Genomic DNA, 22203 nt, shown 5'->3' with positions numbered 1-22203 from the left:
TTCGCGAGCAAGCCCGCTCCCACAATGGGTTATGGGGTGGCTTCAGCGGACCCGGTATACAACCGGATGATGTCATCAATCTCCCCCGACATTTTCATCCGCAACAACGTGCGCAAGATCCGCTGCACCGGCACCTGAGGGTCATTCCTCACGTAGCAGCCCACATGCTGCTCCTGCAGCACCGCGACGCCGTGCAGTTGCTGCCCGGGCAGCAGGCGCTGATTGAACCAGTCCAGTGTCCATTGATTGCTCACCGCATAGCGGTAGCGGCCGGCCAGGAGTTTTTCCAGCACTTGTTCCTGATTACGCGCGTCCTCGCGTTGCAGGCGATCGGCGTCGAACAGCGGTTGCAGGGTCGGATAGGTATAGCCGAGCACGGTGCCGATCGATTGGCGGGGCAGGTCGGCAGGGTCGACGCGGGGCGGCTGAGCATCGCGGCTGATCAGCAAATCGCGCTGGAACAGCAGCGGAAGGCTCCAGATATAGTCCCCGGACTGATTCGGCAGCCACGATTGTGCGGCATAGCAGCGCACGTCGACTTCACCGTGCTCCATGGCGTTCTGCACCCGGGCGCGCGGCAGGACGTGGAATTCGGCCGGCACGCCGACCTGCGTCGCAAGGCTGAGCATGATGTCGTGGAGGATGCCCTGGGTCGGGCGGCCATGGTCGATCTGCACCATCGGCATCGCCCAGCTGTCGGCCACGACGAAGCGCAGCGGCGGTTCGGCCGCGCTCACGCTCAGACTGATCCCCAACAAAGCTCCCAAGGCCCAACGCATACATGCTCCGATGAGTCCCGATCACGAGCGAAATTTCCCCGCCAACAGCAGCTTAGCCAGATTAGACGAGCACACCGGATGCAATTTTGCCCTTGCTCCGCTAGCATTAGCCGCTTCAGCTTCCTTCGTTGCGACGGTTTTCGATGAGTTATCAGGTTCTTGCACGTAAATGGCGTCCGCGCTCGTTCCGCGAAATGGTCGGCCAGACCCATGTGCTCAAGGCTCTGATCAATGCCTTGGACAGCCAGCGGCTGCACCATGCGTACCTGTTCACCGGTACGCGCGGGGTCGGTAAGACCACCATTGCGCGGATCATTGCCAAATGCCTGAACTGTGAGACAGGTATCACTTCCAGCCCTTGCGGCGAGTGTTCGGTGTGCCGCGAGATCGACGAAGGCCGCTTCGTCGACCTGATCGAGATCGACGCCGCGAGCCGGACCAAGGTCGAAGACACCCGCGAGCTGCTCGACAACGTGCAGTACGCGCCGAGCCGCGGGCGCTTCAAGGTCTATCTGATCGACGAAGTGCACATGCTCTCCAGCCATTCCTTCAATGCGCTGTTGAAAACCCTTGAAGAGCCGCCGCCGTACGTCAAGTTCATCCTGGCGACCACCGACCCGCAGAAACTTCCGGCAACGATTTTGTCGCGCTGCCTGCAGTTCTCGCTGAAGAACATGACGCCCGAGCGCGTGGTTGAGCATTTGACCCACGTGCTCGGCGCCGAAAACGTGCCGTTCGAGGACGACGCGCTGTGGTTGCTGGGCCGTGCCGCTGACGGCTCGATGCGTGACGCCATGAGTCTGACCGACCAGGCCATCGCCTTCGGTGAAGGCAAGGTATTGGCCGCCGATGTGCGAGCGATGCTCGGCACGCTGGATCACGGCCAGGTCTTCGACGTGCTGCACGCGCTGATCGAGGGTGACGCCAAGGCGTTGCTCGAAGCCGTGCGCCACCTGGCCGAGCAAGGCCCGGACTGGAACGGCGTGCTCTCGGAAATTCTCAACGTGCTGCACCGCGTCGCCATCGCCCAGGCCTTGCCGGAAGGTGTAGATAACGGCCATGGCGACCGTGATCGGGTGTTGGCGCTGGCGCAGGCGCTGCCGGCCGAAGACGTGCAGTTCTATTACCAGATGGGCCTGATCGGTCGCCGCGACTTGCCGCTGGCGCCGGACCCGCGTGGTGGTTTCGAGATGGTCCTGCTGCGGATGCTGGCCTTCCGGCCGGCGGATACGGCGGACGCCCCGAGGCAACCGCTAAAGCCAGTGGGGATCAGCCAGGCCACAGTTGATTCCGTAAACTCAGTGGCTGCCGCGCCCAAGCCTGCGCCGGTAGTCGCTGCGGCTGTTGCGCCTGCACCGGTGGTTGCGCCAGCGCCGGCTCCAGCGCCTGTGGTGGTGGCTGCGCCGGCACCTGCGCCAGAAGCAGAACCTGAACCGGTCGTCGCCGAAGCGCTGGTCGACCTGCCGTGGAACGACCCGGTCGAACCCGAGCCGGAACCCGAGCCAGTGCAGCAACCAGCCGTCGAGCCGGTGCTGGAAACCGCCAGCGAGCAGCCCGAGTTGCCGCCGATGCCGCTGCCGACCCCGGACAGCGTGGTGCCGGATGCACCGGAGTGGGCGGCTGCGCCGATTCCCGAGCCGTCGGTCGCCGACGTCGATGCCGCCACACCGGGCATGGATCTCGACGATGAGCCGCCGCTGGACGAAGACTACATCGAGCCGGACATGGATTCGGCCTACAGCTACCTCGACGATCTGGCCAGCGAACACACCGCCGAGCCAGCCCCGGAACCCGAGCCGGAGCCTGCCGCCGCGCCGGCCACCGGTCTGGCGTTGCAATGGCTGGAGCTGTTCCCGCAATTGCCGATCTCCGGCATGACCGGCAGCATCGCCGCCAACTGCACGCTGATCGCGGTCGATGGCGACCATTGGCTGATGCACCTGGACCCGGCGCACAGCGCGCTGTTCAACGCCACGCAACAGCGGCGCCTGAACGATGCGTTGAACCAGTTCCACGGTCGCACGCTGACCCTGACCATCGAACTGATCAAGCCCGAGCAGGAAACCCCGGCGCAGGCCGCGTCCCGTCGCCGGGCCAACCGTCAGCGCGAGGCGGAAGAATCGATCCATGGTGATCCGTTCATCCAGCAGATGGTCCAGCAGTTCGGTGCAGTGGTTCGACACGATACTATTGAACCTGTCGACGCCTTGGTCGCCCAAGGCTAATAACTGAGGGCGTCCGGCCTCGCTGGCCGGGCGCTGTTTTGATCCAAGTACTTTTGAGGTGATTCCCATGATGAAAGGTGGCATGGCCGGCCTGATGAAGCAGGCACAGCAGATGCAGGAAAAAATGGCCAAGATGCAGGAAGAACTGGCCAACGCCGAAGTCACCGGCAAGGCCGGTGGCGATATGGTCACCGTGGTCATGACCGGTCGTCACGACGTGAAAAGCGTCAGCATCGACCCAAGCTTGGTTGAAGGCCTGAGCGAAGACGACAAGGAAATGCTCGAAGCCGTGGTCGCTGCCGCCGTCAACGACGCCGTGCGCAAGATCGAAGCCAACAGCCAGGAAAAAATGGGCAGCATGACCGCCGGCATGAACCTGCCAGCAGGTATGAAACTGCCATTCTGATTCGCCTTTGCGGGTCGGATGAGCTACACAAAATGCCAGGCATCGCGCCTGGCATTTTTGTTTCTGGCTCCTGGAGGTGCGGTGTCTTTGATGCCGCCTTCGCGAGCAGGCTCGCTCCCACATTTGGAATGCATTTCCCTGTGGGAGCGAGCCTGCTCGCGAATGAACTCACCTCGGTACAACTGAATAAACATCGAACGCCCCAATGCCACAAAGGTCTGCTCCCTATACCCCCGAATTCCCCATTCACAGGAGACGCTGACATGTCCGACCCTCTGACCCTCAATCAACGCTTCGTCCTCGCCTCGCGCCCGGTCGGCGCGCCGACTCCGGAAAACTTCCGTCTGGAGCGCGAAGCGTTGCCGGATCTCGAAGACGGCCAGGTGCTGCTCAAGACCCTGTACCTGTCACTGGACCCGTACATGCGCGGACGCATGAGTGACGCGCCGTCCTACGCCGCGCCGGTACAAATCGGCGAAGTGATGACCGGTGGCGCTGTCAGCCGTGTCGAGAATTCCCGTCATCCGAAATTCCACCAGGGCGATCTGGTGGTCGGCCTCACCGGCTGGCAAAGCCACAGCATCAGCGACGGGCGCAACATCATGCCGATTCCGTCCGGTCTGCCGAGCCCGTCGATGGCCCTCGGTGTACTGGGCATGCCGGGGATGACCGCGTACATGGGGCTGATCGACATCGGTCAGCCGAAAGAAGGCGAGACCCTGGTGGTGGCTGCAGCGTCAGGTGCGGTCGGTTCAGTGGTCGGTCAGGTGGCGAAGATCAAGGGCCTGCGCGCCGTGGGTGTGGCCGGTGGTGCCGACAAATGCAAATACGTGGTCGAGGAACTGGGGTTTGATGCCTGCATCGATCACAAGGCGCCGGACTTTGCCGAACAACTGGCCAAGGCTTGCCCGAAAGGCATCGACATCTATTACGAAAACGTCGGCGGGCATGTGTTCGATGCCGTGGTGCCGTTGCTCAACCCCAAGGCGCGGATCCCGCTGTGCGGGCTGATTGCCGGTTACAACGCCACTGAAGTGCCGCAAGGCCCGGATCGTCTGCCAATGCTGCAGCGTACGTTGCTGACCAAGCGCGTGCGGATTCAGGGCTTCATCGTGTTTGATGACTACGGCGACCGTCAGCCGGAATTCATCAGCCACATGGTGCCGTGGGTGCGCGACGGCAAGGTCAAATTCCGTGAAGACGTCGTGGAAGGCCTGGAGCAGGCGCCCGAGGCGTTTATCGGTCTGTTGGAGGGGCGCAACTTCGGCAAACTGGTGGTGAAGGTCGCCCAGGACTGAGCATTTGACGCTGGCCAGAGGCGCGGGTATAAACCGCGTCTCGTTGTTTTGTCGGACTTTTTACCCATGAGCTTCAGCCCTTTGATTCGCCAACTGATCGACGCCCTGCGCACTTTGCCGGGCGTGGGTCAGAAAACCGCCCAGCGCATGGCGTTGCAGTTGCTCGAGCGTGATCGCAGCGGCGGCACGCGCCTGGCCCAGGCCCTGAGCCAGGCCATGGAAGGGGTGGGTCACTGTCGTCAGTGCCGCACGCTGACCGAAGACGATCTGTGCCCGCAATGCGCCGACACGCGCCGCGACGACACGCTGCTGTGCGTGGTGGAAGGGCCGATGGACGTCTACGCGGTGGAGCAAACGGGTTTCCGCGGGCGCTACTTTGTGCTCAAGGGCCACCTGTCGCCGCTCGACGGTCTGGGGCCGGAAGCTATCGGTATTCCGCAGCTGATGGCGCGTATTGAAGAGGCGGGCACGTTTACCGAAGTCATCCTCGCCACCAACCCGACGGTGGAAGGTGAAGCTACTGCGCATTACATCGCTCAACTTCTGGCCAACAAAGGCCTGATCGCCTCGCGGATTGCCCACGGTGTGCCGTTGGGTGGGGAGCTGGAGTTGGTGGATGGCGGGACACTGGCGCATTCGTTTGCCGGGCGTAAGCCGATTTCCCTCTGACAGGTGTGTTGCCTGAACTGGCCCCATCGCTGGCAAGCCAGCTCCCACAGTGACTTCGGTCGTTCACAAATGTTGTGCACACCAAAAAAACCTGTGGGAGCTGGCTTGCCAGCGATGGGCGCACCTCGGTATGACTGATTCACACAAACTTATTGAAACCCAAGCAAGCGCTCGGTTAACGTCGGTCAACCCTTCAGTGGAGTTCGCCGATGCCTGCCTTCCAGGATTACTTCGACCCCAGCCACCAAATGGTCCGCGACAGCGTCAGACGTTTCGTCGAGCGCGAGATCCTGCCGGACATCGATGCGTGGGAAGAAGCCGAAAGCTTTCCCCGTGAGCTGTACCTGAAGGCCGGGGCAGCGGGGATTCTCGGTATCGGTTATCCCGAAGCGCTGGGTGGTAGCCACGAAAGTGATGTGTTCGCCAAGATCGCCGCCAGCGAAGAACTGATGCGCTGCGGTTCCGGTGGTCTGGTCGCCGGCCTTGGATCGCTGGATATCGGCCTGCCACCGATCGTCAAATGGGCCCGGCCCGAGGTGCGCGAGCGCGTGGTGCCGGCAGTGCTCAGTGGCGAGAAAATCAGCGCGCTGGCGGTCACCGAGCCCGGCGGCGGTTCCGACGTCGCCAACCTGCAAACCCGCGCCGTGCGTGACGGCGAATTCTACCGGGTCAGCGGCAGCAAAACCTTTATCACCAGCGGCGTGCGTGCCGATTTCTACACCGTCGCGGTGCGCACCGGAGCGCCGGGTTTCGGCGGCATCAGCCTGTTGCTGATCGAGAAGGGCACTCCAGGCTTCACCGTAGGCCGCCAGTTGAAGAAAATGGGCTGGTGGGCCTCGGACACCGCTGAGCTGTTCTTCGACGATTGCAGGGTGCCTGTGGGCAATCTGGTCGGCGCCGAGAACATGGGTTTCGCCTGCATCATGGGCAATTTCCAGAGTGAACGGCTGGCGCTGGCGCTGATGGCCAACATGACCTCGCAGCTCGCGCTCGAAGAGGCGCTGAAGTGGGCGCGTGAGCGTGAGGCGTTCGGCAAACCCATCGGCAAGTTTCAGGTGATCAAGCACCGGCTGGCCGAGATGGCCACGGCGCTGGAAGTATCGCGCGAGTTCACCTACCGCCAGGCGGCGAAAATGGCGGCGGGGCAGAGCGTGATCAAGGAGATTTCCATGGCCAAGAACGTCGCCACGGACACCTCGGACCGGATTACCAGCGAGGCAGTGCAGATTCTTGGCGGCCTGGGTTACATGCGCGAAAGCCTGGTGGAGCGGCTGTATCGGGATAACCGCATTCTGTCGATTGGCGGCGGGACGCGGGAGGTGATGAACGAGATCATCAGCAAGCAGATGGGGCTTTAGGTTCTGCGTTGAGGCGGCCGACGCCTTCGCGAGCAGGCTCGCTCCCACAGGAGAATGCATTCCAAATGTGGGAGCGAGCCTGCTCGCGAAAGCGGTCTGACAGGCGCTACTTACTTATCAGTCAGGGCAAACTGCGTCAGGCAGAAGGTAGGGATGCCCATATCTTCCAGACGCTGCGAACCCCCCAGCTCCGGCAGATCGATAATCGCCGCCGCCTCATGCACCCGCGCGCCCATGCGGCGGATCAGGTTGGCCGCGGCGATCAGCGTGCCACCGGTGGCAATCAGGTCATCGAACATCACCACCGAATCGCCTTCGCACAGGCTGTCGGCGTGGACTTCGAGGAACGCTTCGCCGTACTCGGTCGCGTAACCTTCGGCCAGCACGTCCGCCGGCAGTTTGCCTTGCTTGCGGAACAGCACCAGCGGCTTGTTCAGCTGGTAGGCCAGCACCGAACCGATCAGGAAGCCGCGCGCATCCATCGCGCCGATGTGGGTGAAATCGGCTTCCACATAACGGTGGGCGAAGCTGTCCATCACCAGGCGCAGGGCCTTGGGCGACTGAAACAGCGGGGTAATGTCGCGAAAGATCACGCCCGGTTTCGGGAAGCCGATCACGGGGCGGATCAGGGATTTGATGTCGAAGGAGTCGAAGACCATCGTCGAGGTGTCCTGGCAGGGCTGCAAACGGCGCAGTATACCCGCGGCTGAAACGCTTCGCTCAACCGCGGATCGAGATCAGCCTTCGAGGGAGCCGCCGGCCAGGGCGCAGAGCTGGATCGGGTCGAGGATGTGGATCTCTTTGCCCTCGGCGGCGATCAGCTCGTTTTGCTGGAAGCGGGTGAACACCCGCGACACGGTTTCCACCGCCAGGCCCAGATAATTGCCGATTTCATTGCGCGACATGCTCAGACGGAACTGGTTGGCCGAGAACCCGCGAGCACGGAAGCGGGCCGACAGGTTGACCAGGAACGTGGCGATGCGCTCATCGGCGGTTTTTTTCGACAGCAACAGCATCATTTGCTGGTCGTCACGGATCTCGCGGCTCATCACCCGCATCAACTGACGGCGCAGCTGCGGCAGTTGCAGGGCCAGTTCATCAAGGCGTTCGAAAGGAATTTCACAGACCGAGGTGGTCTCCAGGGCTTGGGCCGACACCGGGTGTTTCTCGGTGTCCATGCCGGACAGGCCGACCAGCTCGCTCGGCAGGTGGAAACCGGTCAGTTGTTCTTCGCCGCTGTCGCTCAGGCTGAAGGTCTTCAGGGCGCCGGAGCGTACTGCATAAACGGAATCGAAGGTGTCGCCCTGGCGGAACAGGAACTCACCCTTTTTCAACGGGCGGCCACGTTTAACGATTTCGTCCAGCGCATCCATGTCTTCCAGATTCAGAGAAAGTGGCAGGCAGAGAGGGGCCAGGCTGCAATCCTTGCAATGGGCCTGGTTGTGAGCGCGCAGTTTGACTGGCTCGGACATTTCTTAAATCCTTGTGGGAAAACACACATAAGCCGTAAGGGTAACCCACGGGAGGACATTCAGGCCAGTCTGCGGCGAGTTTGTCCCACGGGCGTTAAGCCGCAGGGCAAGTGGCCGATAAAGGGGTATCACCACGCATGCAAGGAATCGCTTCGATGGCCGCCATTGACACGCTGAACCCCGGTAGCAGCGGCGTTGCGTCTGTGCCGAGCACCGCCAGGACAGGCACCGACAGCGAGCAGAATGCCGCCTCTGCGCCGTTGGCAATCCCGACCTTGGTCGAGGGCGTCAAAGTGTCGCTGTCCGGCGCCTCGATCGAAAAATCCTTCAGCGTCGGTGGTGAGAACAGCGACATCGAAGACAGCGGCTTGCCCGAGAACGTCCAGCAGTTGCTGAAGATGATCCGCAAACTGCAAAAAGAGATCGCCGAGAAGAAAGCCCGGATGGCGGCCGTCATGTCCGACAGAACACTGACCAACGAAGCCAAGGTCAATATGCTCGCCGCGCTGCGCGGTGCCATCGCCGCCCTGAATACCGGGCTGATCAGCGCCAATCTGGCCCTGTCCAAAGTCATGGATCAGTCCGGCCTCACCTCCGAGCAGAACCTCAAACTCGGCTCACTGCTGACGAAAAACTAGATCACCCGCGAGAAGCGCTGGCGGTTCTGCTGTTCCAGATACGCGTCGAACACCATGCACACCGAACGCACCAGCAGACGCCCGACCGGCAACACCTCGATGCGCTCGCGTTCCAGCGTGATCAATCCATCGTTGGCCATGCCTTGCAGTTGCGGCCACAGCGCGCCGAAGTAACCCTGAAAATCGATGTTGAACGCCTGCTCGATTTCGGCGAATTCCAGGCTGAAATTGCAGATCAGTTGCTGGATCACCGCGCGGCGCAGGCGATCGTCGGCATTGCACACCAGGCCACGGCTGGTTGCCAGTTGCGCGGCGGCGAGGGTGTTCTGGTACTGGTTCAGATCGCTGTTGTTCTGGCAGTAGAGGTCGCCGATCTGGCTGATCGCCGACACCCCAAGACCAATCAGGTCGCAATGGCCGTGAGTGGTGTAGCCCTGAAAGTTGCGCTGCAGGGTCTGTTCTTCCTGGGCAATCGCCAGCTCATCGTCGGGCAGGGCGAAGTGATCCATGCCGATGTAACGGTAGCCGGCGGCGGTCAGTTGTTCGATGGTGCGCTGGAGCATGTCGAGTTTCTGCGCAGGGCTTGGCAGTTCGTGGCTGTTGATCCGCCGCTGCGGCATGAAGCGCTCCGGCAGGTGTGCATAGTTGAACACCGAGAGTCGATCCGGTTGCAGGCTGATGACTTCCTCGACGGTGCGCGCAAAGTTCTCCGGTGTCTGTTTGGGCAGGCCGTAGATCAGGTCGATGTTGATCGAGCGAAATTGCAGGGTGCGCGCCGCATCGATCACCGCGCGGGTTTCTTCCAGGCTTTGCAGGCGATTGACCGCCCGTTGCACCGCCGGATCGAGGTCTTGCAGGCCGATGCTGACCCGGTTGAAGCCGAGTTCGCGCAACAGACCCATGGTCGACCAGTCGGCCTCGCGCGGGTCGATCTCGATGCCGTAATCGCCGGAATCGTCATCCAGCAGATTGAAGTGTTTGCGCAGGTGCGCCATCAACTGGCGCAGTTCGTCGTGGCTGAGAAAGGTCGGGGTGCCGCCGCCGAAGTGCAGTTGCTCGACTTTCTGCGCCGGTTCCAGGTGGCAGGCGATCAACTGGATTTCCTGCTCCAGCCGTTGCAGATACGGCTGCGCTCGCCCGCGATCCTTGGTGATGACCTTGTTGCAGGCGCAGTAGTAGCAAATGTTCGCGCAGAACGGCACGTGCACGTACAGCGACAAGGGGCGCAACGCCTTGCGGCTGTCGCGCAGGGCATGGAACAGGTCGAAGGTGCCGACCTGGCTGTTGAATTGCACGGCGGTCGGATACGAGGTGTAGCGCGGCCCCGCCAGGTCGTAGCGGCGGATCAGATCAGTGTCCCAACGAATGGCGTCGAGCATGCGGGCATTCCCCCGGATAGGCTGGCAGTGTGGCTAGTCTAGGGGAGGGCGCGGCGGGGCATCTTGATTTGTATCAACGGGGAGGATTCGTATAAGTCACGCGGCCCCATCGCGAGCAGGCTCGCTCCCACAGGAGATTTGTGGCGTACACAAAACCTGTGGGAGCGAGCCTGCTCGCGAAGGCCGCGCCGCCGGTCAGTGGCCCATCAGCCAGTGCTGGTGCGGCCCCGGCAGGGTCCAGATGCCGAACAGGATCACCAGCAGACCGCCGGCCATGCGCACGCTGCGTTTGCGCAGCAGCGCCGTGACCCGCTCGGCGGCGAGGCCGGTGGCCAGCAACACCGGCCAGGTACCGAGCCCGAAGGCGAGCATCAGCAACGCGCTGTCGAGTGCATTGCCCTGGCTGGCCGACCACAGCAATGTGCTGTAAACCAGCCCGCACGGCAGCCAGCCCCAAAGCGCGCCGAGCAATAAAGCGCGGGGCAGGCTCGACACCGGCAACAGCCGATTGGCGACAGGTTGAATGTAGCGCCAGAGACCACGGCCCAGGCTTTCGATGCGTGTCAGGCCGCTCCACCAGCCCGCCAGATACAGGCCCATGGCGATCAGCAGCAAACCCGCAAGCACGCGCATGAACAACGCCGCAGGACTGTTGGCCACCGCCCATCCCGCCAACCCGGTCAGTAGACCGGCCGTGGCATAGCTGAGAATCCGCCCGAGGTTATAGGCCAGCAGCAGACGAAAGCGTCGGCTGCGCTGCTCCTTGGGGATCGCCAGGGTCAGCGCGCCCATCAGGCCGCCGCACATCCCCAGGCAATGCCCGCCACCGAGCAGGCCGAGGATCAGCGCGGAAACCAGCAGCGGCGCCAGCTCAAGCATGGGGTGGCGCCTTGTCCTGCGGTTTGTCGGCTTTGGCTTCGTCCACGGCGGCGGTGTGGTTCGGGTCCTGATCGTCGAACAGGATGCTGTGGGCCGGACCATCAAGATCGTCGTACTGTCCGCTGTCCACCGCCCAGAAAAAGATGTACACGGCGATGGCCACGATCAGCAGGGCGGCCGGGATCATCACGTAAAGAGCTGGCATCGGTACTCCAAGCCCGCGCGGCTCAGGCCGGCAACGGACGGGTTTCTGAACGGGTGCCGGCGACCGGCGCGCTCGGCAGGCGAGTCAAGCGCAGGGCGTTGAGCACCACGGTCAACGAACTGATCGACATGCCGACCGCAGCCCACACCGGGGTGATCCAGCCGAGGGCGGCAAACGGCAACATGAGGCCATTGTACAGCGCCGCCCACAGCAGGTTCTCGATGATTACCCGACGGGTTCTGCGCGCTAATGTGAAGGCTTGCACCAGCGCGTTGAGGCGGTTGGACAGCAGCACCGCGTCGGCGCTGGTTTTCGCCAGATCGGTGGCCGAACCCATGGCCACGCTGATGTCGGCCGCTGCCAGCACCGGTACGTCGTTCACCCCATCGCCGAGCATCAGCACTTTGCGTCCTTGTGCGTGCAGTTGTTGCAGCACTTGCAGTTTGTCGTCGGGGCGCAGACCGCCACGGGCTTCGTCGATGCCCAGTTCGGCGGCGACGCTGGCGACCATCGGCGAGCTGTCGCCGGACAGCAGCAATGTGCGCCAGCCACGGGCCTTGCACGCGGCGAGCAGAGCGGGCGCATCGTCGCGCAAACGGTCGTCGAGAACGAACCACGCCAACGGCCCTTGATCATCCCCCAGTAGCAGCCACTGACCCGGTTCATCCGGCATCGCCGGCAACGGCGAACCGCTGAGGGCGCAGACGAATTCTGCCTGACCGATGCGCAAACGCTGCGCACCCACCAGCCCTTCGAGACCCAGTCCCGGCGTGCTGTGCACTTCTTCAGCCGCCAGTGGCGCACGACCGAAGGCGCGGGCAATCGGGTGTTCCGAACGATTTTCCAATGCGGCGGCAAGGCTCAGGCACTGGTCGCTGTTCAGCGTGCCCAGTGGACGGATCGAACGCAAAACCAGCCGCCCCTCGGTGAGGGTGCCGGTCTTGTCGAAGATCACCGTGTCGATCTGGTTCAGGCCTTCCAGCACATGGCCGCGCGTCAGCAACAGACCGAGTTTGTGCAGGGTGCCAGTGGCGGCGGTCAACGCCGTCGGGGTTGCCAGCGACAGCGCGCAAGGGCAGGTCGCGACCAGCATCGCCAGCACGATCCAGAACGCCCGCGACGAGTCCAGCTGCCACCACAACAGGCCGATCGCTGCGGCCGCAATCAGCGACAACAGCAGGAACCATTGCGCGGCGCGGTCGGCGATTTCCGCCAATCGGGGTTTCTCGGCCTGGGCGCGATCGAGCAGGCGGACAATGGCCGACAGGCGTGTGTCCTGACCCAGCGCCAGTACCTCGACAGTGAGTGCGCCTTCGACATTCAGCGTGCCAGCGGTGACCGCATCACCCAGCGTGCGCGGTTGCGGCAGGTATTCGCCGGTCAGCAGCGATTCGTCGATGCTCGACTGGCCGTCGAGGATCCTGCCATCCGCCGGCAGGATCGAACCCGGTTGCACCAGCACCCGGTCACCCAGGAGCAATTCGCTGAGCAGGATGCGTTCGCTCTGGCCGTCGGCGTCGAGGCGCAGGCACGAGGCCGGCAGCAGGTTCACAAGCTGTGCGGTGGCAGCGGCGGTGCGCTCGCGGGCACGGCGTTCCAGATAGCGGCCGGCGAGCAGGAACAGCGCGAACATCCCGACCGCATCGAAATACAGCTCACCGACCCCGGTGATCGAGGTCCAGATCCCGGCGATGTAGGCGCTGCCGATCGCCAGTGACACCGAGACGTCCATGGTCAGGTGGCGGGTGCGCAGATCGCGCATGGCGCCCTTGAAGAACGGCGCGCAGCTGTAGAACACGATCGGTGTGGTCAGGAACAGCGCGACCCAACGTAGGATCGTGTGCAGTTCGGGGCTGAGGTCGATGTTGAATTCCGGCCAGGTCGCCATGGTCGCCATCATTGCCTGAAACCACAGCAGCCCGGCGACACCGAGCTGACGCAACGCGAGACGGTTTTCGCTGGCCAGTTGCTCGCTGGCGCGGTCGGCCTGATAGGGGTGGGCGGCGTAACCGATGTGGCGCAGCTCGGCGAGGATCTGGCTCAGCGGCAATTGCGCGTCGGCCCATTGCACATGCAAGCGATGGTTGGACAGATTGAGCCGCGCTTCGGCCACTGCCGGCAGGGTGCGCAGATGTTTCTCGATCAGCCAGCCGCAGGCGGCGCAACTGATGCCTTCCATCAACAGCGTGGTTTCGGCGAGTTCGCCCTCGTGACGGACGAAGGGTTTTTGCACGTCGGCGCGGTCGTACAGCGCCAGTTCATCGGTCAATTGCACCGGCAAGGCTTCGGGGTTGGCCGAGGCTTCGCTGCGATGCTGGTAATAGCTTTCCAGACCACCGGCGACGATGGCTTCGGCCACGGCCTGACAGCCGGGGCAGCAGAACTCGCGGGACTCCCCGAGCACGACGGCGGTGAAGCGGCTGCCCGACGGGACGGGCAGAGCGCAGTGGTAGCAGGGGAGTGGGGTGGTCATGGCATCGTTGAGGGGGTAAGCCCTTGCATTGGGGTTGTCCGCTTGCCCTCACCCCAGCCCTCTCCCGGAGGGAGAGGGAGCCGATTGATGGAGGCCGGAAAAGAGGTGCATCCACGGATATCGTCACTGCCATACACAAGGTATGCGAGCGGCCGAAATCAGTCCCCTCTCCCTCCGGGAGAGGGTTAGGGTGAGGGGCTTCTGCAGTTTATTTATTTATCCAGGTCTTCGGCGCCCTGCAGCGGTTCGTCACCGAGCAACAGATCCTTGTCGTGGCTGACCTGTTCCTCTTCGAACATGCGCCACACGTGGTCGTCCTGCGTGCCCAGCAATTCGACAAAACGCCGGCCTTCGACCTTGTCGCCCAACTGACCGATGTAACGGCCGGTTTCGGTTTCGCTGCGGGTCAGGACGATCTTGCGATCCTTCTCCGGTTGGGTCGGCGAGATCAGGTTCAGTTCCAGGGTTTTCGGCTGGCTGTCGCCGCTCAGGCGCAGGTCAACTTCGCCGGTCAGGTCATCCAGATGCACGCTGGCGCGCATCTTCAGCTCCTGCGCCAGCAGCTCGCGATCCAGCGAGCGGTTGATGCCTTTGCCGGCCTCGTAATAGTTGTCGTTGACCAGGTTGTCCGGGTTGTTCACCGCGATGGTCACCATCGACAGGGTCAAGGTCACCGAACAGGCCAGAATCCCGATGATGATCCATGGCCAAAGGTGCTTGTACCAAGGACTGGCGGCGTTTGCTGCGGGCATGTTCAGTTCTCTCAACGGGTTTGTGGGCCGATGAATCGGCTCTTGGCTTCAACGTGGACGCTATCATCGTCGGCATCCTTGAGGATGAATTTCACCTCGTTGGTGCTCGACGGCAATTGTTCCGGTGCGCTCGACAACTCCACCGGCATGCTGAAGATTTCGCCGGCCGGCACCTTGATCTCGCGTTTGCCTTGCAGGCGCAGATCCGGCAGACCGGCGGCTTCCAGCACGTAGGTGTGGTCGCGCTGATCCTTGTTCATGATCTTCAGGCTGTAGACGTTTTCGATCCGGCCTTCGGCGTTTTCGCGGTACAGCACGCGGTCCTTGCTGACGTCGAAACCGACCAGCGAGCGCATGAAGAACGCGGTCACCAGCAGGCTGATCATCGCCAGCAGCACCACCGCGTAGCCAATCAGGCGTGGCCGCAGTTTATGGGTTTTCTGGCCGGAGAGGTTGTGTTCGGTGGTGTAGCTGATGAGGCCGCGCGGGTAGTCCATCTTGTCCATGATCGCGTCGCAGGCGTCGATACACGCGGCGCAACCGATGCACTCGATCTGCAGGCCGTCACGGATGTCGATACCGGTCGGGCACACCTGAACGCACATGGTGCAATCGATGCAGTCGCCCAGACCCATGGCCTTGTAGTCGACACCTTTCTTGCGCGGGCCACGGCTTTCGCCGCGACGCGGGTCGTAGGAAACAATCAGGGTGTCCTTGTCGAACATCACGCTCTGGAAACGTGCGTAGGGGCACATATAGATGCACACCTGCTCGCGCAGCCAGCCGGCGTTGCCGTAGGTGGCGAGGGTGAAGAAACCGACCCAGAAATACGACCAGCCATCGGCCTGACCGGTGAAGAATTCGAACACCAGTTCGCGGATTGGCGAGAAGTAGCCGACGAAGGTCATGCCGGTGACGAAGCCGATCAGCAGCCATAATGAATGCTTGGCGAGCTTGCGCAGAAATTTGTTGCCGCTCATCGGCGCTTTATCGAGCTTGATCCGCTGATTGCGGTCGCCTTCGGTGACCTTCTCGCACCACATGAAAATCCACGTCCACACGCTTTGCGGACAGGTGTAGCCGCACCAGACGCGGCCGGCGTAAACGGTGATGAAGAACAGGCCGAACGCCGCAATGATCAGCAGCCCCGACAGCAGGATGAAGTCCTGCGGCCAGAAGGTCGCACCAAAGATGAAGAACTTGCGTTCCGGCAGGTTCCACCACACCGCCTGATGCCCGCCCCAGTTCAGCCACACCGTACCGAAATACAACAGGAACAGCGCAGCGCCGCCGATCATCCGCAGATTGCGGAACAGGCCGGTGAAAGCACGGGTGTAGATTTTTTCTCGAGAGGCGTAAAGATCGACGCTGTTGTTCGCGTTTTTGCTCGGTGGTGTGACGTCGTGTACCGGAATCTGGTTGCTCATCATTGCATCCCACGGCAGTGGACAAATGCCTCGGTCGATACGTGCCGACCGCGGTCAGAAAGGGGTGTGGCAGTGGCGCAATGATACGCCTGTCGCTCTAACTCAAGGGTGCGACCTTTGGTCGCGTTGGGGAAAAAGCATTATTGGTGTAGCGAATGCAGAAAAGCCTGATGCAGATCAATTGACTTGTTGAGTATGGACGGTTTTGGAGTGGCGGCTAATTCAATGTTCCCACGGGTTGATCAGGGCGACGCCGCTCGAGCGGAAATCACCGACATTGCGCGTGACCACTGTGAGTCCATGCACCAGGGCCGTGGCAGCTATCAATGCATCGCTTTCATTGGCCTGGTCGGGTACATGCAGGCTGGCACAACGCAGTGCCACCGCGGCATCGACCGGCAGGATTCGGGCTTCGAATGCCGGAATAACGTGACGCGTCAGCCAACTGCGCAACAGCTTTCCTTGAGCAGGATCACGCCGTTCCATTCGCAGTACTCCGGTTTCCAGTTCTTTCAAAGTAATGGCGGAAATGTACAGGCGCGGGGCGATGACGCCTTTGGCCCAACTGACCACATTGGCATCGGCCTGCGGCTTGCGAAGTTCGGAAATCACATTGGTGTCGAGTAAATACATCAGGACAGATCCACGGGACGATGAATGATGACTGCGCGCTCGGTTTCGAAATCGATGTCGGCAGCCTCCGGCATGACCAACAAATCGACAATGCTCGTGTTTGCGCCGCTCAGTTTCTGATATTCCTCAATGCTCAACAGGACATGAGAGGCCTTGCCACGGTCGGTGATGATCACTGGACCCAGACGCGCAGCCTTTTTGGCGCTGCTGGTGTCCTGATTGAATTCACGGCTGGAGATGGTGGTGATTGCCATCATGGTTGACCTCTCGCAATACAGATGTAGCAACGTTACTACTTCGCCTTGGGGGCGGCAATCAAGGAAGACAGAACTCAGCCGTCCGTGGGTCGGTCCGTGGCTGGCATAGTCGAGCCAGCCTCGCAAAAGGCGCAGGCCGGCTCTGATTGATTCAGACGTGGCGTCAAGACTCAGGGAAGTCTGCCGCCGCCCAGGCTCTCGAGACTGCCGGTATTTCTGTGGGGCTTTGTGGTGCTTCTGGAGTCGGGTTGCAACGGATTACCCAGTGTCACGGCAATCGATTCCACGGGGTGGTTCGATGGATCGATTGCCTGATCGTTGTCTATGAGTTTCTGATCAACCGGCAGAGGGTTTGTGCTGTCATTCAACATAGCGGCTTCATCCTTGAAGTGGCTCCGATGAGGGTCAACGGGCTGTGGACGACCCTACAGAGCATAGCGAATCGAGTCCATCAGGCATGTGTCTCAAAGTATTAATTTCGAAGGCGATTTTAATACTCCAGAAATATCATTAGTTAATTAATGGGTTTTGCTTTCTTGTTTTTTTCGAATAGCTTAGTGGCTGTTCTGCAGCGTGCTAGTTGCATGTTTATGTTTTGAAATTTAACGGAATAATGGAGTGTTATGAAAACCAAGGAAGTTAAAAAGCTTTTCGCTTGTCTGTGTCTGGTGTCACTGACTTCTCTCGCCAGTGCCAATGAAGGTATGCCGCAGCACATGGTATTTGCATCAGACCCGCAATACCCGTGGACAGAAAAGTCGGACAGTGGCGAGGATGAATCGAGCGCGGATTTCGAAAAACGCGCGAAATGGCTGGTGGAAACCCAGTTCGCGAGCATTGCCCAGTTCCGCACCGAGATGGGCGGGCAGGCTGCGGTGCCATTGATGATCAACGGTGACATGACCGCGTTTGGCCACGGCTGGCAGCGCTCTTTCATCGGTTCGATGCTGAAGAAACACTTTGGCGATCACGTGCTCTACGGATTGGGCAATCACGACTACCAGAACAACGTGAATGACTGTTTCAGTGAAAGTTGCGCAGCGGGCAGTATTGTTGATTACCGTGATCATCATGTCGGTAAAGTCGATGAATTTGATCTGGAAGTCACCGGCAGCTTTGTGAATAAACACTATCTGGGTAGTCTGGCTTATTCAAAGAATGTGGGTGAAGTGCATCTGGTGCAGTTGAACAATGAACCCACTTATGCGGTGAAGATTTCTCACGCGTTGAATCCGACCACATTCGATATCACGGCGTCGTTGGACTGGCTGGAAAATGATTTGCGAATAGCGCGAGCGCAGGGCTACGCGATCATTATCAACATGCACAAGCCCTATGAGTGGAAAGGCAGTTGGGATCAAGAGAAGCGCTTTCGCGAAATGATTGAAAAGTATCAGGTGACGGCGATGTTCGCCGGCCACTTCCACGACGAGGGTGGTAGCCAGACCTATATGGGGAGCGTGCCGATGTTTCTCAGCGGTTCAGCTTCTCAGCAGACGTACCTGACCGCCACTTTTTCCAAGGATCGCAAGCAATTGGAGGTGAGTCTGGTCGAGGACAATCAGTGGCGCAAACGTACGCCGGTGGCCACCGTGCCGGTGAAGTCGATCTGGGCCAGTAACCCATAAAAAATCCCCCGCCAGAGCACTGGCGGGGGATTCTTCATTACATCAAGCCCTGGCCTTATTGCGCCTCGGCCTCCGGCGCTTTTTCACCGTGGGACAGGCTGTACACGTACGCTGCCAGCAGGTGCACCTTGTCGTTGCCTTGCAATTGTTCCTGCGCCGGCATCTGGCCCTGACGGCCGTAACGGATGGTCTGCTGCAGTTGCGCGAAGCTCGAACCGTAGATGAACGCGGCCGGGTGGGTCAGGTTAGGCGCGCCCATCGCCGGGGTGCCTTTGCCTTCCGGACCGTGGCAGGCCACGCAGTTGGCGGCGAACAGTTTCTGGCCGTTGGCCGGGTCAGCCTTGGTGCCTTCCGGCAGTTTGCGGCCATCGAGCTGGGTCACCACGAAGGCTGCGACATCGGCTACGCCTTGTTCGCCAATGACTTCGGCCCAGGCCGGCATCACCGCGTGTCGACCGCCCATGATGGTGGTCTTGATGGTTTCCGGCTCGCCGCCCCAGCGCCAGTCGGCGTCGGTCAGGTTCGGGAAGCCATAGGCGCCCTTGGCGTCGGAACCGTGGCATACCGAACAGTTGGAGGCGAACAGACGGCCGCCCATCTTCAGTGCTTGCGGATCCTTGGCCACTTCCTCGATCGGCATCGCCGCGAACTTGGCGAAGATCGGACCGAACCTGGCGTCCGAGCGGGCCATTTCCTTTTCCCATTCATGCACGCCGGTCCAGCCGGTCTGGCCGTTGGCGAACGCGGTCTGCTTGTCGTTATCGAGGTAGTTGTAGCCCGGCAGCAGGCCTTTCCAGTTGCCCAGGCCCGGGTACAGCACCAGATAACCCAGGGCGAACACGATGGTGCCCACGAACAGCATGAACCACCATTTCGGCAGTGGGTTGTCGTACTCCTCGATCCCGTCGAAGGAGTGGCCGACCGTTTCGTCCGTCTGTTCGCTGCGCTGGCCCTTGCGGGTCGACAGCAGCAGCCAGGTCAGGGCGAAGATCGTACCGAGACTGAGGACTGTGACGTACAGACTCCAGAATGTAGTCATTCTTTGTTACTCCTAGAAGCTTGCTCGACGTGCTTGATGGCTTCGGGATCATCCGCAAAAGGCAGCAAGGTTGCGTCTTCAAACTCCGACTTGCGCTTGGGGCTGAATACCCACAACGCCAAACCGATGAAGGCCACCATCACGACGACGGTGCCCAGGCCGCGAATCATCCCGATATCCATGAAGAATCACCGTTTGCTTTTGATGATGGTGCCCAGGCCCTGAAGGTAGGCCACCAGCGCGTCCATTTCGGTTTTGCCCTTCACGGCATCTTTTGCACCGGCGATGTCTTCGTCGGTGTAAGGGACGCCGAGCGTGCGCAACACTTCCATTTTCTTGGCCGTGTCTTTGCCGTCGAGCTTGTTTTCCACGAGGAACGGGTAAGCCGGCATTTTCGACTCAGGCACCACGTTGCGCGGGTTGTACAGGTGCGCACGTTGCCAGTCATCGGAGTAACGACCGCCCACGCGAGCCAGATCCGGGCCGGTACGTTTGGAACCCCACAGGAACGGGTGGTCCCAGACGCTTTCACCGGCGACCGAGTAGTGGCCGTAGCGTTCGGTTTCAGCGCGGAACGGACGGATCATCTGCGAGTGGCAGCCGACACAACCGTTGGCGATATAGACGTCGCGGCCTTCCAGTTCCAGCGCCGAACGCGGCTTCATGCCTTCGACCGGCTTGTTGGTGACGTCCTGGAAGAACAGCGGAACGATCTGGGTCAGGCCGCCAATGCTGACGGCGATGACCATGAAGAAGGCCAGCAGGCCAATATTCTTCTCGACAGCTTCATGCTTCATCAGTGAGCTCCAACGATAGCGATCTGGGCGGCGGCTTCGGCTTCAGCCGCATTCGAGGCGCGCACGGTGCGCCAGACGTTGTAAGCCATCAGGAACATGCCGCTGGCGAAGAAAGCACCGCCCAGGGCACGGACGATGTAGCCCGGGTGGCTGGCCTGCAGCGCTTCGACGAACGAGTAGGTGAGGGTGCCGTCATCGTTGATTGCACGCCACATCAGACCCTGAGTGATGCCGTTGACCCACATCGAGGCGATGTACAGCACAGTACCGATGGTCGCGAGCCAGAAGTGCGCGTTGATCAGGCCGACGCTGTGCATCTGCGCACGACCGAACAGTTTCGGGATCATGTGGTAGATCGCGCCGATCGAAATCATTGCCACCCAACCCAAAGCGCCGGCGTGGACGTGGCCGATGGTCCAGTCGGTGTAGTGCGAGAGCGAGTTGACGGTCTTGATCGCCATCATCGGACCTTCGAAGGTCGACATGCCGTAGAACGCCAGCGACACCACGAGGAAGCGCAGGATCGGGTCGGTGCGCAGCTTATGCCAGGCGCCCGAGAGGGTCATCATGCCGTTGATCATGCCGCCCCAGCTTGGCGCCAGCAGGATGATCGACATCGCCATGCCCAGCGACTGTGCCCAGTCCGGCAGTGCGGTGTAGTGCAGGTGGTGCGGACCGGCCCAGATGTACAGGGTGATCAGCGCCCAGAAGTGCACGATCGACAGGCGATACGAGTAGATCGGACGCTCGGCCTGCTTCGGCACGAAGTAGTACATCATCCCGAGGAAGCCGGTGGTCAGGAAGAAGCCCACGGCGTTGTGGCCGTACCACCACTGGATCATCGCGTCGGTCGCGCCCGAATAGGCGGAGTAGGACTTGAAGAAACTCACCGGCAGGGAGGCGTGGTTGACGATGTGCAGCATTGCGGTCACGACGATGAACGCGCCGTAGAACCAGTTACCGACATAGATGTGTTTGGTCTTGCGCTTGGTGATGGTGCCGAAGAACACCAGCCCGTAGGAGACCCAGACAATGGCCAGCAGAATGGCGAGCGGCCATTCCAGTTCGGCGTATTCCTTGGTGGTGGTGTAACCCAGCGGCAAGGTAATGATGGCGCCGACGATGACCGCCTGCCAGCCCCAGAAGGTGAAGGCGGCAAGGCTGTCGGAGATCAGTCGCGTCTGACAGGTTCGCTGCACGACATAGTAGGAAGTGGCAAACAGTGCACAACCACCGAAGGCGAAAATCACCAGGTTTGTGTGCAACGGGCGCAGGCGTCCAAAGCTCGTCCACGGCAGACCGAAGTTCAACTCCGGCCAGACCAGTTGCGAGGCGATGAAGACACCAAGCCCCATGCCAAGGATCCCCCAGACCACCGTCATGATGGCGAACTGGCGGACTACCTTATAGTTATAAGCAGTCGGACTGATTGCTGTGCTCATTCTAAGGTTCCACGGTTTGGGTGTTTTATTAGGATTAAAATCGGCCGCAAGTATGCAGAGAGCAGGGGGTCATTGCAACGCGCCATGACCTGGGTCAATGCTTTCCAACGCTGATTCTGCGGCCTTTCCATACGCCGCGTAAGGTCAAAATTGGCCTCGGACAAAATGTCGCAGCGGACGAAAAAAGCGAGGGGATCAGGTCGCTTGTAACGGGGTGTGTTCAAACGCTCAGTTCGGGTGACGGACGGTAAATGGCACGACAGCCGGTATCTACCGGCGTTTGCGGCCACATCAGTCAGCCGGTTCGCAGAACACAGCAGTCAGCGTTGACCTGGAACCAGCACAAGCCAGTCCGCATCGAGCAAGCGTAGACCCGAATCCGGGGAACCGAAAGGAGAGGGTGTGACGGGGTGCGACAATGCGTCGCAAAGGGGCGGGATGCTGCCG

22 protein-coding genes are annotated in these 22203 nt (G+C 61.0%); 7 read left to right on the top strand and 15 right to left on the bottom strand.

All coding sequences use genetic code 11. The features are described 5' to 3' along the window. Positions 1-29: 29 nt before the first annotated feature. Positions 30-779 carry a substrate-binding periplasmic protein gene (locus QRN61_RS19105; protein WP_027613266.1) on the bottom strand — a complete coding sequence of 250 codons (750 nt, stop codon included), beginning with the start codon at positions 777-779 and terminating at the stop codon, positions 30-32. 143 nt (positions 780-922) lie between these two features. Here QRN61_RS19105 and dnaX point away from each other — a divergent pair, with 143 nt between their 5' ends. The 5 genes from dnaX (at position 923) to QRN61_RS19080 (ending at position 6735) form a co-directional block, all read left to right on the top strand. Next, positions 923-3004 (top strand): DNA polymerase III subunit gamma/tau, encoded by a 2082-nt coding sequence (dnaX, locus tag QRN61_RS19100; protein ID WP_285374620.1) that lies wholly within the window; start codon positions 923-925, stop codon positions 3002-3004. Between the two features lie 67 nt (positions 3005-3071). Then, a complete protein-coding gene (locus QRN61_RS19095) occupies positions 3072-3410 on the top strand; it encodes a YbaB/EbfC family nucleoid-associated protein (RefSeq protein ID WP_003223337.1) in 339 nt (112 codons plus the stop codon). Between the two features lie 263 nt (positions 3411-3673). Then, positions 3674-4708, top strand: coding sequence for an NADPH-dependent curcumin/dihydrocurcumin reductase (gene curA, locus QRN61_RS19090; RefSeq protein ID WP_135295317.1), 1035 nt, complete (start codon positions 3674-3676; stop codon positions 4706-4708). 66 nt (positions 4709-4774) lie between these two features. Beyond that, positions 4775-5377, top strand: coding sequence for a recombination mediator RecR (recR, locus tag QRN61_RS19085; protein ID WP_007965550.1), 603 nt, complete (start codon positions 4775-4777; stop codon positions 5375-5377). Positions 5378-5586: 209 nt separating this feature from the next. Continuing rightward, complete coding sequence (locus QRN61_RS19080; protein WP_285374614.1) at positions 5587-6735, top strand: acyl-CoA dehydrogenase family protein; 1149 nt, start codon at positions 5587-5589, stop codon at positions 6733-6735. A 110-nt stretch (positions 6736-6845) separates the two neighbouring features. Here the strand turns inward: QRN61_RS19080 and QRN61_RS19075 are convergent, their stop codons facing one another. Both QRN61_RS19075 and fnr read right to left on the bottom strand, forming a co-directional pair. Further along, on the bottom strand, positions 6846-7394 hold the full coding sequence (locus QRN61_RS19075; RefSeq protein ID WP_027613261.1) for an adenine phosphoribosyltransferase: 549 nt from the start codon (positions 7392-7394) through the stop codon (positions 6846-6848). Positions 7395-7472: 78 nt separating this feature from the next. Continuing rightward, positions 7473-8207: a fumarate/nitrate reduction transcriptional regulator Fnr gene (gene fnr / locus QRN61_RS19070; protein ID WP_003223347.1), complete on the bottom strand. Its 735-nt coding sequence runs from the start codon at positions 8205-8207 to the stop codon at positions 7473-7475. 155 nt (positions 8208-8362) lie between these two features. On the opposite strand from fnr, the gene QRN61_RS19065 reads away from it, so the two are divergent. Beyond that, the gene (locus QRN61_RS19065; RefSeq protein WP_103368391.1) at positions 8363-8845 is read left to right on the top strand and encodes a hypothetical protein; all 483 of its coding nucleotides are present in this window, start codon (positions 8363-8365) and stop codon (positions 8843-8845) included. On the opposite strand, the gene hemN is transcribed toward QRN61_RS19065, so the two are convergent. The 8 genes from hemN to QRN61_RS19025 form a co-directional block, all read right to left on the bottom strand. Next, a complete protein-coding gene (gene hemN, locus QRN61_RS19060; RefSeq protein ID WP_285374606.1) occupies positions 8842-10224 on the bottom strand; it encodes an oxygen-independent coproporphyrinogen III oxidase in 1383 nt (460 codons plus the stop codon). The genes QRN61_RS19065 and hemN overlap by 4 nt on opposite strands. Positions 10225-10419: 195 nt before the next feature. After that, positions 10420-11103, bottom strand: a complete 684-nt coding sequence (locus QRN61_RS19055) for a sulfite exporter TauE/SafE family protein (RefSeq protein WP_285374603.1) — start codon at positions 11101-11103, stop codon at positions 10420-10422. Beyond that, positions 11096-11308, bottom strand: coding sequence for a cbb3-type cytochrome oxidase assembly protein CcoS (ccoS, locus tag QRN61_RS19050; protein ID WP_007965536.1), 213 nt, complete (start codon positions 11306-11308; stop codon positions 11096-11098). The genes QRN61_RS19055 and ccoS overlap by 8 nt, the downstream gene beginning before the upstream one ends. Before the next feature lie 22 nt (positions 11309-11330). Then, a complete protein-coding gene (locus QRN61_RS19045; protein WP_285374600.1) occupies positions 11331-13781 on the bottom strand; it encodes a heavy metal translocating P-type ATPase in 2451 nt (816 codons plus the stop codon). A 212-nt stretch (positions 13782-13993) separates the two neighbouring features. Further along, on the bottom strand, positions 13994-14533 hold the full coding sequence (locus tag QRN61_RS19040) for a FixH family protein (RefSeq protein ID WP_096797655.1): 540 nt from the start codon (positions 14531-14533) through the stop codon (positions 13994-13996). An 11-nt stretch (positions 14534-14544) separates the two neighbouring features. Further along, on the bottom strand, positions 14545-15960 hold the full coding sequence (gene ccoG / locus QRN61_RS19035; protein WP_027613255.1) for a cytochrome c oxidase accessory protein CcoG: 1416 nt from the start codon (positions 15958-15960) through the stop codon (positions 14545-14547). Positions 15961-16182: 222 nt separating this feature from the next. After that, positions 16183-16593, bottom strand: a complete 411-nt coding sequence (locus QRN61_RS19030) for a type II toxin-antitoxin system VapC family toxin (RefSeq protein WP_027613254.1) — start codon at positions 16591-16593, stop codon at positions 16183-16185. After that, the gene (locus tag QRN61_RS19025) at positions 16593-16847 is read right to left on the bottom strand and encodes a type II toxin-antitoxin system Phd/YefM family antitoxin (protein ID WP_047599120.1); all 255 of its coding nucleotides are present in this window, start codon (positions 16845-16847) and stop codon (positions 16593-16595) included. The genes QRN61_RS19030 and QRN61_RS19025 overlap by 1 nt, the downstream gene beginning before the upstream one ends. Before the next feature lie 626 nt (positions 16848-17473). On the opposite strand from QRN61_RS19025, the gene QRN61_RS19020 reads away from it, so the two are divergent. Continuing rightward, positions 17474-18478 (top strand): metallophosphoesterase family protein, encoded by a 1005-nt coding sequence (locus tag QRN61_RS19020; RefSeq protein ID WP_285374595.1) that lies wholly within the window; start codon positions 17474-17476, stop codon positions 18476-18478. Positions 18479-18533: 55 nt separating this feature from the next. Here QRN61_RS19020 and ccoP read toward each other — a convergent pair whose 3' ends face one another. The 4 genes from ccoP to ccoN are packed head-to-tail and all read right to left on the bottom strand — an operon-like array spanning position 18534 to position 21756. Further along, positions 18534-19517, bottom strand: a complete 984-nt coding sequence (ccoP, locus tag QRN61_RS19015) for a cytochrome-c oxidase, cbb3-type subunit III (RefSeq protein ID WP_027613250.1) — start codon at positions 19515-19517, stop codon at positions 18534-18536. Beyond that, on the bottom strand, positions 19514-19699 hold the full coding sequence (locus tag QRN61_RS19010; RefSeq protein ID WP_003175465.1) for a CcoQ/FixQ family Cbb3-type cytochrome c oxidase assembly chaperone: 186 nt from the start codon (positions 19697-19699) through the stop codon (positions 19514-19516). The genes ccoP and QRN61_RS19010 overlap by 4 nt, the downstream gene beginning before the upstream one ends. 6 nt (positions 19700-19705) lie before the next feature. After that, positions 19706-20314 carry a cytochrome-c oxidase, cbb3-type subunit II gene (gene ccoO, locus QRN61_RS19005; protein ID WP_024164411.1) on the bottom strand — a complete coding sequence of 203 codons (609 nt, stop codon included), beginning with the start codon at positions 20312-20314 and terminating at the stop codon, positions 19706-19708. After that, positions 20314-21756 carry a cytochrome-c oxidase, cbb3-type subunit I gene (ccoN, locus tag QRN61_RS19000; RefSeq protein WP_285374591.1) on the bottom strand — a complete coding sequence of 481 codons (1443 nt, stop codon included), beginning with the start codon at positions 21754-21756 and terminating at the stop codon, positions 20314-20316. Before ccoN ends, ccoO begins: the two co-directional genes overlap by 1 nt. Between the last annotated feature and the right edge of the window lie 447 nt (positions 21757-22203).

The organism is Pseudomonas sp. lyk4-TYG-107 (assembly GCF_030209055.1).
Taxonomy (GTDB): Bacteria; Pseudomonadota; Gammaproteobacteria; order Pseudomonadales; family Pseudomonadaceae; genus Aquipseudomonas; species Aquipseudomonas putida_A.
The sequence above is the reverse complement of the archived record's forward strand: the minus strand, read 5'-3'. Positions and strand labels throughout refer to the sequence as shown.